This is a genomic window from Cytobacillus oceanisediminis (genome assembly GCF_007830235.1).
Taxonomy (GTDB): domain Bacteria; phylum Bacillota; class Bacilli; order Bacillales; family Cytobacillaceae; genus Cytobacillus; species Cytobacillus oceanisediminis.
In genome coordinates this window covers 40138-53682 of the sequence record NZ_VLKI01000011.1, presented here as the reverse complement: position 1 = coordinate 53682, position 13545 = coordinate 40138, and the positions used below count along the sequence as shown (strand labels likewise).

Here is a 13545-nt window from a genome sequence, read left to right as displayed (position 1 = left end):
TAATCCAGGTGATTAACGACGAAAAAATGTCCGGTTGATCAAAATGGTAGTTAATCTGGCTGATTAACGACGCAAACATGCCCCGGTTGATCAAAATTGCAGTTAATCCAAGTGATTAACGACGAAAAAATGTCGAGGAGATCAAAAATGGCAATTATTCCGCGGATACCGATAAAGTTCCCAACTATACAAAAGTCCACTTGGTAACCCTATTCTAAAATTAAAGATTTCCAAAACCAGATTCATCGAATCCCTTAACAAAACAAAAGAACTGCCGACATATATTGGCAGTTCTTAAGCAAATATTAACGAGAGTAGAATTCAACGATTAGAGATTCGTTGATTTCAGCTGGAAGTTCAGAACGTTCAGGCATACGAGTGAACGTTCCTTCTAGCTTGTCTGCATCGAAAGATACGAAGTCAGGTACGAAGTTGTTCACTTCGATTGCTTCTTTAACGATGTCAAGGTTGCGAGATTTTTCGCGAAGTGTGATTGTTTGACCAGGTGCAACGCGGTATGATGGAATATCAACACGAGCTCCATCAACCATGATGTGGCCATGGTTAACAAGTTGGCGAGCCTGACGGCGAGTACGTGCAAGACCTAAACGGTATACAACGTTGTCAAGACGTGATTCTAAAAGAATCATGAAGTTTTCACCGTGCTTACCAGGCATTTTGCCTGCTTTATCAAATAAGTTACGGAATTGGCGCTCATTCACTCCGTACATATGACGAAGCTTTTGCTTTTCTTGCAATTGCAATCCGTATTCAGATAATTTTCTGCGTTGGTTTGGACCATGTTGTCCAGGAGCGTAAGGACGCTTTTCTAATTCTTTACCAGTACCGCTTAGAGAGATTCCAAGGCGGCGGGATAATTTCCAGCTTGGACCAGTATAACGAGCCATTTAAGACTCCTCCTTTTGTGTTTTTATTTTGGTAAAATAAAAACAGAAACAGATGTGCACAACAATCAAGACCATTTTGTTTTCATGTACCTTCGCCCTAGCAGCAGAGGGTTACACAGTACCCCATCCCCAGAAATGCTTGTCGCCGATGGCGCCTGAAGCTAGACAAAACTAACTTCAAAGCTCTGGTTGAGGAACAAAATGAGTACATCAAGGTGCTCACATAGGCTGCAATATTTTACACAAGGAGTATTATATAATTTTTATTGGATATAAGTCAAGGTGTTATTGCTTAATTTAACTATTAGTTTTAGCAAACGATATATGCAATTATATAGGAGAAATAAGGACTAAGCTATTTTTTGCGTAAAATTATTAAACAACTAAAGAGTCATTTGGAAAGATATGATATAATGAAGAAAAAATTGGAATAGATACAGATATGGTTCTAATGAATGAAACAAGAAAAGAAAAGCGGCTGCGCTTTTTTTTAATTTTAGTGTTTATTTCTATAGCCGCTGCAGGATTTTATATGCAGCTGGTGCCTGAAACTAATGATCCGAAAGTGCTGGTTCTTCGGCAAAGCAGTGACGAAGGTTCTCCCAGAATAGCTGTATATGAATATAAAAATGGAGAACATCTGATGGCAGTATATGAAGTAGAAAGAACAAGCCCCTTTAAGTTTAAGACTTTCTATGCTTCCGCACTGAGCCAAGCTCCAGAGGAACTTGCCCCTGATCGGGAAGGGAATGGCTTCTGGGTTAAAACCGGAAATGGCTGGAGTTATTTTGCCGGGAACCTTCAGCAGGCGAAGAGGGATGAGGGGTTTAGAATGGCTTCATCACCCTATCAAATAGAATGTTCTGCAAATGGACAAACGCTTTACATTAAAAATAATACAATCAATCTGCCGAGCGGAACAAAGGCGAAAGAGATCCATTCTTTATCTGAGGATGGCCTGCTTTGGCTGATACTTACTGAAGAAGATATTAAAATTGCGCAAATTGATACGAAATATCCATAAATTTGCCGAAAAAAAATTATCTGGTTAGCTATTATAGTCTTATTGATTTAAAAATTCCTGATCTGAAACAATTGATAGGTGATGATGGAGATGGATGCGCTCGAACGCAAAATCATTTATAAATTGAAAAGCCGCTTCTTTGATATTATCGATACAGAGAACGGGTTCTTTCATTATGAAAAACTGCTGGATGAAATGCTTTCGGCCATAAAAACTCTGACCGGTGCGGAAGAAATCATTTTATATGGCTGCAATGAATGGAAACAGGAGTTTTTTGTAGAAGCTTCGACCAGCCCAGACGATCAGGCAAGTGCTGTGCCGCCTGTTATTTCCTGTAACGGCCTTAAGGCATGGGTAAGGGAAAGCAGGGAACTCAGCAGTGCGGGTATAGGGAATCAGGGGGAGGAATTAATCCTTCCATTGATGAAGGGTGACCAATTACTTGGCTGTATGATCCTCAAAGGGGGACTGGATTCTTTTAGGTTTCTGCCAGAAAATATCTTGCAGGAGCTTAGCGGAGAGTGCGGACAATTTTTAGATAAAGCCCATGGGCTTGCCAAGATTGTATCTGAGGAGAAACGGTATAAACAGCTATACCGTGTAACGGAGAAATTTCACTCTTCGATGGATATGGATATGGTGCTTGGGGAAATCATCTATACTTTGCAAGAAGTGTATCCTACCTTTACGTACTATCTATTATTGTCCCAGGACAATAATAGTCACGGAGATTTGCCGATTAGGGATCTGGAATATGACAGCGAAAATATCGCAGCCATGCAGGCATATGTAACAGGGTCTGTCCAATTTGAAGATTCCATTCAGGAAAAGCGCTCGGTACTTTATGCCCCGCTGAAAGGCAAACAGGGGGTATATGGAGTCCTGCAGGTGATTGCGCCCAATACCCTGATGTTTCCTAAAAATGAGGTGGAATTTATCACGCTGCTTGCCAATACGGCAGGGAGTGCGCTGGAAAATGCCCAGCTTTATCAGCAATCTAAGCGCCTGATAGCAGACCTTCAATTAATCAATGAAACCTCCCACCGCCTGAATTCGAATTTGCGCCTGACGGAAACGATGACGTTTATGTCGGAGCAAATATTGCGTTCATTTGACGCTGAGGAAGCGGGGTTTATTCTGTTATCGCCTGAAGGTGTCAATACAAATGTAATTAATGGGAGTACCGGCTTCTTCCAAACTAAGGATGCGGATCCCTATATTCGGTATATTAAGGAAAAAATTATTAAGGAGAGGGAATCACTTTTTATAGGGGATTTTAGCTTGCAAAATCAGGAGCTGATTTCCCGCTTTAAGTCCATTATGGCAGTGCCAATGACCCAATCAGGAGCATTAAAGGGCTTTGCGCTGGTCATGCACCGCTCTCCTTACCATTTTCCATTTGAAACGTTTAAACTCCTGCAATCATTGATTCATCATTCCACTTTAGCTTTTACCAATTCGATGTTAAGGGAAGAACTGGAGAAGATGGTTGTGACGGATCACTTAACAAAGCTATACTCCAGGAGCTATTTGGACGACCGCATACATCAATCGATGAATGAAGACCATGAAGGAACATTTATGCTGATTGATATTGATGATTTTAAAGCGATAAATGATACATATGGACATCAGGTTGGCGATGATGTTATTATCCAGGTCGCCAATGTAATTAATGGAAATATACGCGGCACTGATATAGGAGCAAGATGGGGCGGCGAGGAGCTGGCTGTCTACCTTCCGGCTGTTTCACTGTCAGCAGGGACAATCATTGCTGAAAGGCTCGTTAAAAAGGTATTTGAGAGTTCAAATCCTCGAGTGACCATTTCCTGTGGAGTCTCTTATTGGAGCAGGGGACGGAAAGACTCCTATCCGGCTTTATTTAAGAGAGCAGACAGAGCATTATATACTGCAAAGCATTCAGGCAAAAATAAAGCGGTCATCGAGTCAGCTGAAAATTCATTTATATAGGGACTGCCTCTAATTCGTTAGGCAGTCTCTTTTCTGTGAAAGTCACATTACTTTTTTCAAAACAAAACACTTTCAAAAAATAGACATTTATCATATGCTGAAAGAGAGGTTTTTTTACAGAAAATTATGAAAGCGTTTACATCGAGAGGGAGAGTTATATGGAAAGGAAATATCAGGTAAAGTTTGAGACACAAGTTATTCATGAAGGCTATGATTCAGAAATGTTCAATGGAAGCCTTGCACCGCCAATTTTTCAAACATCAACTTTTACATTTGAAACTGCACAGCAAGGTGAAAAGCGCTTTGCTGGTGAAGAGGAAGGATATATTTATTCACGTCTGGGCAATCCGACGGTTAAAATGCTTGAAGAAAGAATGGCAGCCCTTGAGAAGGGGGAATCTGCCCTTGCTTTCGGGTCCGGCATGGCTGCGGTATCCGCTGTGCTATTTGCATTAACTAAAACCGGTGATCATATATTATGCTCTCAGGGCGTTTATGGATGCACATTTGGTTTGCTTGCGATGATGGATGAAAAATATAAAACCAGTCATGATTTTTCCACAATGGAAACAAAAGAACAGCTTCTGGAGGAAATAAAACCTGAGACAGCCTGCATTTATGTTGAAACGCCCATTAACCCAACAATGAAACTGGTAGACTTGAAAATGGTTGCAGAAGTAGGGAGAGAGAAGGGGATACCTGTTATAGTCGATAATACATTCTGCTCCCCTTATCTGCAAAACCCGATTGAGCTGGGCTGCGATATTGTCATTCACAGTGCGACAAAGTATATAGGCGGCCATGGGGATGTCGTGGCAGGGATTGTCATAGGTCCAAAAGCATTTTTGGATAAAGTTTCAATGACCACTCAAAAAGATATCGGGGGAATTATATCTCCATTTGATGCCTGGCTGCTCCTCCGGGGATTAAAAACGCTAGCTGTAAGGCTAGACCGCCATTGCGAGAATACTGAAAAGCTTGCGGGATATTTATTGGAGCATCCAAAAGTTAAGAAAATTTATTTTCCGGGGGATAACCATAATCCCGATTACGAAATCGCCAAAAAACAAATGAGGAAACCAGGCGGAATGATCTCTTTTACACTGAAAGGAGATAAAGGAACAGCCCAGGCATTTATGAATGAGCTAAAGTTAATCAAAATTGCGGTGAGTCTTGGAGATGCTGAGACCTTGATCCAGCACCCGGCTACCATGACCCATGCGGTTGTGCCACAAGAATCCCGGGAGCGAATGGGGATTGAAGATACACTGCTGAGACTTTCTGTCGGCCTTGAATCATGGGAAGATATCCGCGATGATCTGGCACAGGCACTTGATAGGATTTAATAGTCAAAAAAGGAGATGCCCTTTGAAGGGACATCTCCTTTTTGTTATAGATAAGATACCAGCACTTTTGTAAATTCTTCTAAGTATTCCTGATCGAGTTCATCAAAGCGGTTTTTTTCAGGTGAGTCGATATCCAAAACACCTAGCAGATTCCCGTCTTTGATAAGAGGAACAACGATTTCCGACTCAGAAGCCGCATCGCAGGCAATATGTCCAGGGAATTGATGGACATCTTCCACACGTACAGTTTCCATTTGTTTGGCTGCCTTTCCGCAGACCCCTTTTCCAAGTGGAATCCTTACACAGGCAGGCAGTCCCTGAAAGGGCCCAAGCACAAGCTCCCCTTCTTCCATCAGGTAAAACCCTACCCAATTTGTACGGCCAAGGAATTGATTGAGCAGCGCAGATGCATTGCTGAGATTGGCAATTTGGTTCTTTTCTCCTTCAAGCAATGCAGAAAGCTGTTTGATGACTAATTTATAATTTTCTTCACGGGTTCCCCGGTATGATTCGACATTAAACATCATTATTCACCTTACTCTCTAAAAAATATGTGAATTTCCTGGCAGAAACGCAGGAAATAAGGAAGACATTGTCGAGAACTTAAAAAAGGATAAGACGATTTTAGCAAGAATGTTTAATTATAACAACTAATCCGCGTATTAAAGTGAATTTGACGAAAGAAAGCGAGGCGGGAACGGTGAGGAAAAATTCTAAAGAGGCAATTGTTTCGGCTGCTATATCCTTATTCAATACGAGAGGTTTTTCCGGGACATCCATTCGTGATATTGCCGGGAAAGCAAAAACCAATCCGGCAAATATATCCTACTACTTTGATAACAAACATGGTTTGCTTGAATATTGCTTCACTGCTTTTTTTGAAGGCTATATCGAGGAGATTGAGATGGGATTTTCCCTTATGGACCAAGGAGCAGCCCTCAGCTTGAAAAAAATAGCGGAGAATATCATGGCTTACCAATTTGATAATAGCCATTTGACTAGGCTTATTCTCCGCGAAATATCGATTGATTCACAAGTGGTCCGAGAAATTATGTCCACTTATTTGGCTAAGGAAAAATTCTATTTCAGCAAGGTTTTGGAACGCGGCTTGAAAACAAAAGAGTTTCGGTCCCATTCAGCCAATTATATGATTATCCAATTAAAAGGGCTGCTGTCCATGCCATTTTTGAATACACATTATATGGCAGAGGTGCTGCATGTGTTTCCTCACGAAAAGTACTTTGCAGAGAAATACACGAAGGAAATCTTTAATTGGATTGACGGAGTCCTATGCAATCATCATGCAGGAAAACCATATGCTGCTGTGTTGTGAAATCTGCCCAAAAACGTTAAAGACCAATTAGAGGTATTTCATGACACTGCGGCCCTGTCCCATTTCCTTTACCTGGTGCGCATCTGAACCATAAATAAGTGCAATCCCTTTTTTGAGGGCTTCTTTAGCTGCCCAATCAGGAGGATATGGTTCTTTGCAAAGGGGCTTGGAGAAACCTGCTCCATTATAGTCAAGTTCATACCCCTGAATATGTACTGCATCCAGAATCTCCGAAATTTCTTCCCTGTATTCCCTATCAACGGGATATTTTTTTTGGAATTTTTTAACCAGTGTAATATGGCCGATTCTTTTAGGTTTAAACGGACCCAAATCAGACAGGACTGATAAAAAAAGTGTTCGGAAATAATTTTTGTATACTTCTTCTATAGAACCGTATTGCTCGATCATTTTTCCAAAAACATCTGGGCTGTAGTCCAGGCATTCGTATTGGTTATCATGCCTTAAAAAGTGGACAGATAAGATGGAATCATCCAAATATTTTCCTGCATCATTTAAAAAGTTCCGGGTTTCCTGTTCAAACCCTTCAATAAAATCTACCTCGAGCCCTGCATTGATTTTGATTTTTCCTTTATAAGCCGCTTTGACCCTTGAAATATCTTCAAAATATTGTTCCAATTCTTCTTGCCTCATAGCACTGTCAGAAGCAGGAGCAGGATCCTTAAAACCCTTAGGCAATGGGGCGTGTTCAGTAAAGGAAATTTCCCGGAAGCCAAGCTCCAGTGCTTTTTCGACATAATTTTCCAATGGATCTTTCGAACCATGCGGACAGAATGATGTATGGATGTGGCCGTCTTTAAACATAAGGAATATCACCTTTCTTTTACAATTAGGAAGGAAATAAGCAATAAAAAGCGAATTGTTTGTAATTGAGAATCTCATATTGTTCAATAAAAGAGAAGGCGAGTGTCTTTTTCGTTTCTCTTACTTTTGAAAAACACCAGTCATACTCAAAAATTACTGACTGATGAATGCAACAAATTCATAAAAATATGAAATAAATAGTCAAAAAATGTCGTTTACATGGTATCATAAAAACATTGAAAATAACACACGAAATGGGAAGCGCCTTCGGGCATGCAAAACCAACTTAAATAAAACCTATACATATACATATCGGCTCGGGATCAGAACAGGGGGCTTTAACATGGAATACATAATTGGAGGTATAGTCATTCTTATATGCCTATATCTGACGGGATATTTTTTGAAGAAAAAACATTATAAAGAAATTGACAGGCTTGAAACATGGAAGATGGATATAACTGATCGCCCTGTTCTCGATGAGATGTCAAGGGTTAAAAAGCTTAATATGACAGGCCAAACCGAGGAATTATTTGAACGCTGGAGAAATGAGTGGGACGAAATTGTTACAACACAGCTTCCTGATGTGGAGGAGTATTTATTTGATGCCGAAGAGAATATCGATAAATACCGGTTTAAAAAAGCCCAGGAAATTCAGCAGAAAATTGAACAGCGTCTAAACGAAATTGAAGAGAGCATTAAAAAGCTGCTTGGTGAATTGAATGAGCTTGTTGGGAGCGAAGAAAAGAACAGGGCGGAAATTGAAGAATTAAAAGATATGTACCGCGAATGCAAAAAATCACTGCTTGCCCATCGCCATACATTTGGGAAAGCAGAAACCCTTCTGGAAAAACAGCTCGATGAGGCTTTGGCGAAGTTTGAAGAATTTGATGAGAAAACAGAAAAGGGCAATTATCTCGAAGCCCGCGAAACTCTTCTAATGATCAAAGTACTGCTGGAGGATGCCCAAAGCAAAATGGAGGCTATTCCGAACTTGATGGTGGAGTGCCAATCCAAAATTCCTTCCCAGCTGGAAGAATTAAAGGATGGATACAAGGAAATGCTGGAACAGGGCTACATCCTGGATCATTTGCAAATGGATATAGAAATTGAGCGGCTTGAACAGGAAGTAGCTGCATATGCCGGCTATGTTGACAAGGCAGAGACTGCTGAAGTCCAGAAAGGTGTAGAGGAGATCAAAGACAAAATTGAGCTGCTATACGATCTTCTGGAAAAGGAAGTTCACGCAAGACACTACTTAAGCCAGCAGGATGAAGCAACCAGAAACATGCTGTATAATAACAAAGATATTAACAGCCATCTGAAAGCAGAAATGTCGGTTGTCCGGCAGAGCTACCATGTTTCGGATAAGGATCTGGAAGTTCAGGTGCAATTAGAAAAGAAACTGACCCAGCTGTTTAAAAAGTTTGAGGTGCTCGAGCATAAGATTAATAGCCAAAGCGCTCCTCACACTGTTTTGAGGGAAGAGCTTGCTGAAGTCAAGGAACAGCTTGAGGAAATCTCGGATGAGCAGACAGCATTCGCAGAAAAACTCCAGGCATTAAGAAAAGATGAATTGTCTGCCAGGGAAAAGGTAAAAGAGCTAACCAAAAAAGTTACTGAGACCATGAGGTTTATTTCTAAAAGCAATGTACCTGGCGTTTCCCAGGAATATAAGTATTTAATCCAGGATGCAAAAGAAAGCATAGATAATGTGCTGGCGAAGCTGGATGAGAAGCCATTAAACATCCCGGCTGTACAGCAGTATCTTGAAGTGGCAGTTCTTACTGTAGACAAGGCTGCTGACTCGACCAATGACATGATTGAGACCATTCTTCTTGCAGAGAAAGTGATTCAATATGGAAACAGATATAGAAGCAGGTATCCGTCCATAGATAAAGGTCTTAAAGAAGCGGAGTCTTCTTTTAGGAGCTATGATTATAAAACAGCATTGGAACAGGCTGCTGCTTCTATAGAAGAGGTAGAGCCAGGGGCCATAAAGAAGATCGAAGAGATTATTAAAGAATAAAAAGACCAGATCCAATCGGATCTGGTCTTTTTTTGGACTTAAGCTTGTTTACTCATGAACAGGAATTGGTTTCTTGGATTCCCCAAAAGCCAGAGCCAGGAAGTAGCCAATTATGGCTCCTGTGATGGCAGGCACAAGCCAACCGATTCCCTGGGCAAAGAATGGAAGGAATTGAAGAGAGTCCGTTATGAATGCTACATCCATACCAGCTGTTTTTAATCCATCAATAAAACTGATTAGGCCTGTTGGAATTAAAGCACCTATATAGACCAAAGAGTATCCATTAAATGCATTATGCATAAAGGATAGCAAAATCAACACGATTGCCAGCGGGTAGATCATGATCAATATTGGCAATGAAATTTGAATCAGCTGAGTTAAACCGATATTTGCCACGACCATGCTAAATAAAGAGAGAATGGCCACAATGGTTTTATAAGAAATTTTCGGAAGAAGCTTAGAGAAATACTGAGCACATGCAGAGACAAGACCGACAGAAGTTGTCAGGCAGGCAACTGTAATGGCCAGTGCCAGTATCGCTGCTCCGGCCGATCCAAACAGGTATTGTGCAGAAGCGGAAAGGATAGCGCCGCCATTATCCATTTTTCCTAAAGCATCCATGCTGGTCGCTCCTATATAAGCAAGGGATAGATAAACCGCTGCTAAACCTGCAGCTGCGATCAGTCCTGCTGTAATGCATATCTTCATAAGAGCCTGTTTATTTGTAACGCCCATTCCTTTAATAGAACCAATGACAACAATCCCGAATACTAGAGCCGCAATTGTATCCATTGTCAGATAACCTTCAATAAATCCTTTAAAAAATGGCCCGTCCGCATATGCACCCTGTGGAGCTTTAAGATCACCAAGCGGTGTAATCAAACTTTTTATCACAAGGACTGCAAGAATAATGAGCAGTGCCGGTGTAAAAAGCTTGCCAATCCTGTCCACCAATTTGGAAGGGTTTAATGAAAGCCAGGCGGTGATGCCGAAAAAGATTACAGTATACAGAAAAAGTGGCAACCCACTTTTGGAAGCGGTTTCAGGCAAGAACGGAGTTACCCCAATTTCATAAGCTACAGTCCCTGTACGCGGAATTCCAAAAAGTGGCCCTATGGCCAAATACATGACGATGGTAAATACAATTCCGTATAAGGGGTGTACACGGCTTGCAATCGTCTGCAAGTCTCCATTTTTCGCTATTGCAATAATTCCTAAAAGCGGCAATCCAACACCTGTAATCAAAAATCCAACAATGGCAGTCCAGACATTTGTTCCGGCTTCCTGGCCCAGGAAAGGAGGAAAAATCATATTCCCTGCTCCAAAGAAAAGAGCAAATAACATTAGTCCAACCGCCAGAATTTGCTTTGATGTTAGTGTTTTATTCTCCATATATATCCTCCTGAATAGATAGGTCTATTTCTTAATGTTTAGAACATTTTCATATTAGCACACGTAATGAAAAAATTGTCGAATAAAAATGAAGTCTTAATATTTAGTATTTTATGATAACATCCAAGTAAACAATCAATGCTGTAAGTCTAACATTTAACAGCCTTCCACAGAGAAATAAATTCATTCACTTACTAAAAAAGGGCAAATTTGAATAATTTAATAAAGTGCCATTTCCTATCATTATCAATCATTTATATGGATGTAATCAAATACGTTTTCATTCGGAGCAGGTTATGATATGATTTACAGTTGGCAAAAGGGTTTTCGCAACGGAAGGAGAAGACCATGATTTATTTTGATAACAGTGCAACAACAAAACCATATAAAGAAGTGCTTGATTCATTTATAAAGGTTTCTTCGGAATACTATGGAAATCCATCTTCACTGCATGGCATGGGAGGCCAGGCAGAAAGGCTTTTGAAGCAGGCAAGGGAACAAATTGCTCAATTGATGAATGTCCAGCATAATGAAATTTATTTTACCTCAGGAGGGACAGAAAGCAATAATTTGGCTATAAAGGGTACGGCATTAATGCACAGGAACAGGGGCCGCCATATTATTACAACGGCAGTAGAGCATGCTTCAGTTAGTGAAACCATAGCACAGCTCCGGGACTTGGGCTACCGTATTACGATTATACCGCCAGACAGCAGCGGAATTGTAAGTGCGGAGGATATTGAGAAAGAGATAACATCCGAAACGATTTTAGTATCGGTTATGCATGTAAATAATGAAATAGGTACTATTCAGCCCATTAATGAAATAGGTAAGCTGCTGAAAAAGCATTCGAAAATTGTATTCCATGTGGATGATGTTCAGGGGATTGGAAAGGTTCCGCTTGATCTTTATGAAGCCAATGTGGACCTGTGTACCATTTCGGCCCATAAATTTCACGGTTTAAAGGGAAATGGGGCCCTGTACATCCGTGATGGCATCCGTCTTTCACCATTATTTTCAGGTGGGAATCAGGAATGGAAGCAAAGAAGCGGTACAGAAAATGTAGCCGGCATTGTGGCGATGGCAAAGGCATTGAGACTTACGATGAATAACAAGGAAAAATTTCTTGATCGGCTTTTATCTATTAAAAAGCTCCTTATGGAGGAACTTGGAAAAATGGAGGATATCACTGTCCATACTCCTGAAAGCCATTCTGCTCCGCATATTATTAATTTTTCCATAAAAGGGTTTAAAGCTGAGGTATTTGTCCACGCTCTTGAAGAGAAGGGCATTTATGTTTCCACGACAAGTGCTTGCTCGTCAAAGAAAGCGGCTGCCAGCAGTACACTGATTGCAATCGGAGTTCCGGAAAAGGATGCAAAAAGTGCCATAAGGGTCAGTTTGACTTATGGAAATTCACTGGAAGAAGCCGCAACTTTTATAGTGGCAGTGAAAGAGACTGTTAATCGGCTAAGAGAGGTTATGAAATAATGATAAATTATGATCGAATTCTTATAAGATATGGAGAAATTTCCACAAAAGGCAGGAACCGCAATAAGTTTGTAGATAAATTGAGGAAAAGCATATCCAATGTACTTCATGATTTTACCGGAATCAAAATTGAGGCTACCAGAGACCGTATGTATGTCATTCTGAATGGTGCAGATGGCAAGGAGGTTTCAGAACGGCTTAAGGGTGTGTTTGGGATCCAATCCTTCAGCCCGGCTGTTAAAACTAATAAAGATATGGAAGCGATGAAGGATGCTGCGCTGGCCTTGTTTCAAAAAAAGTATGAAGAAGGAAAGACATTTAAAATCACAGCGAAGAGGGCCGATAAGAGTTTCCCTTTAAATACAGACGAACTCAATCATGAATTTGGCGGGCATTTGCTAAAAAATGTACCGGGCTTGAAGGTAAACGTTAAAAAGCCGGATATTAACCTCCAAATTGAAATTCGGGAAGAAGCTGCCTATTTATCGTGCGAAACGTTCCAAGGAGCAGGAGGCCTTCCAGCTGGTTCCGGCGGCAAGGCGATGGTGATGCTTTCTGGGGGGATTGATAGCCCTGTAGCCGGTTATTTGTCCATGAAAAGAGGCCTGGAGGTGGAAGCTGTCCACTTTTACAGCCCGCCTTTTACAAGTGAACGAGCAAAGCAGAAAGTCATTGATCTTACGGAAAAATTGTCAAATATTACGGGGGCAGTTGCACTTCATATTGTTCCATTTACAGAAATCCAGCAGCTGATTCAGCAGCAGGTTCCCCAAAATTATACAATGACAGCCACAAGGCGCCTAATGCTTCGGATTACAGATGAAATCCGAAGGAAAAATGACGGGCTTGCCATCATAACAGGGGAAAGCCTTGGCCAGGTGGCCAGCCAGACGCTGGAGAGCATGTACGCCATTAATGATGTAACGAACACTCCTGTCCTCAGGCCCCTAATTACAATGGATAAATCCGAAATCATTGAGATTGCTCAAAAGATTAATACACATGATATATCCATCAGGCCTTTTGAAGATTGCTGCACGGTATTTGTTCCGGCTTCTCCAAAGACAAAGCCGAAACGGGACAAAGTCCGTCACTTTGAAAGCTTTGTTGATTTCGAGCCTCTTATTGCAAAAGCGGTTGAGAATACAGAGAAGATGATCATTAAGCCTCAATCAGGCAAGGAAGAGTCTTTTGAAGATCTATTCTAATCTTGTTGGATTTTTAGGTCC

11 protein-coding genes are annotated in these 13545 nt (G+C 41.0%); 7 read left to right on the top strand and 4 right to left on the bottom strand.

Going from position 1 to position 13545, the window contains the following annotated elements; all coding sequences use genetic code 11:
* Nucleotides 1–305: 305 nt before the first annotated feature.
* Nucleotides 306–908: a 30S ribosomal protein S4 gene (rpsD, locus tag IQ19_RS17265; protein ID WP_026583503.1), complete on the bottom strand. Its 603-nt coding sequence runs from the start codon at nt 906–908 to the stop codon at nt 306–308.
* 451 nt (nt 909–1359) lie between these two features.
* Between rpsD and IQ19_RS17260 the strand changes: the two genes are divergently transcribed.
* The 3 genes from IQ19_RS17260 to megL all read left to right on the top strand — a co-directional run bounded on the left by IQ19_RS17260 (nt 1360) and on the right by megL (nt 5249).
* Nucleotides 1360–1932, top strand: a complete 573-nt coding sequence (locus IQ19_RS17260) for a hypothetical protein (RefSeq protein ID WP_144543613.1) — start codon at nt 1360–1362, stop codon at nt 1930–1932.
* A 90-nt stretch (nt 1933–2022) separates the two neighbouring features.
* Entirely contained in the window at nt 2023–3903 is a 1881-nt protein-coding gene (locus tag IQ19_RS17255; RefSeq protein ID WP_144543612.1) for a sensor domain-containing diguanylate cyclase, read from the top strand.
* Nucleotides 3904–4061: 158 nt separating this feature from the next.
* Entirely contained in the window at nt 4062–5249 is a 1188-nt protein-coding gene (megL, locus tag IQ19_RS17250) for a methionine gamma-lyase (RefSeq protein WP_144543611.1), read from the top strand.
* Between the two features lie 44 nt (nt 5250–5293).
* On the opposite strand, the gene IQ19_RS17245 is transcribed toward megL, so the two are convergent.
* Complete coding sequence (locus IQ19_RS17245) at nt 5294–5773, bottom strand: GAF domain-containing protein (protein ID WP_144543681.1); 480 nt, start codon at nt 5771–5773, stop codon at nt 5294–5296.
* A gap of 176 nt (nt 5774–5949) precedes the next feature.
* Between IQ19_RS17245 and refZ the strand changes: the two genes are divergently transcribed.
* A complete protein-coding gene (gene refZ / locus IQ19_RS17240) occupies nt 5950–6582 on the top strand; it encodes a forespore capture DNA-binding protein RefZ (RefSeq protein WP_144543610.1) in 633 nt (210 codons plus the stop codon).
* 27 nt (nt 6583–6609) lie between these two features.
* On the opposite strand, the gene hisJ is transcribed toward refZ, so the two are convergent.
* Entirely contained in the window at nt 6610–7404 is a 795-nt protein-coding gene (gene hisJ / locus IQ19_RS17235; RefSeq protein ID WP_144543609.1) for a histidinol-phosphatase HisJ, read from the bottom strand.
* 343 nt (nt 7405–7747) lie between these two features.
* On the opposite strand from hisJ, the gene ezrA reads away from it, so the two are divergent.
* Nucleotides 7748–9433: a septation ring formation regulator EzrA gene (ezrA, locus tag IQ19_RS17230; protein ID WP_144543608.1), complete on the top strand. Its 1686-nt coding sequence runs from the start codon at nt 7748–7750 to the stop codon at nt 9431–9433.
* Between the two features lie 48 nt (nt 9434–9481).
* Here ezrA and brnQ read toward each other — a convergent pair whose 3' ends face one another.
* Nucleotides 9482–10825, bottom strand: coding sequence for a branched-chain amino acid transport system II carrier protein (brnQ, locus tag IQ19_RS17225; protein WP_144543607.1), 1344 nt, complete (start codon nt 10823–10825; stop codon nt 9482–9484).
* A 348-nt stretch (nt 10826–11173) separates the two neighbouring features.
* Here brnQ and IQ19_RS17220 point away from each other — a divergent pair, with 348 nt between their 5' ends.
* Both IQ19_RS17220 and thiI read left to right on the top strand, forming a co-directional pair.
* Nucleotides 11174–12316: a cysteine desulfurase family protein gene (locus tag IQ19_RS17220; protein ID WP_144543606.1), complete on the top strand. Its 1143-nt coding sequence runs from the start codon at nt 11174–11176 to the stop codon at nt 12314–12316.
* 2 nt (nt 12317–12318) lie between these two features.
* The gene (gene thiI, locus IQ19_RS17215) at nt 12319–13524 is read left to right on the top strand and encodes a tRNA uracil 4-sulfurtransferase ThiI (protein ID WP_199749493.1); all 1206 of its coding nucleotides are present in this window, start codon (nt 12319–12321) and stop codon (nt 13522–13524) included.
* The last annotated feature ends 21 nt before the right edge of the window (nt 13525–13545 follow it).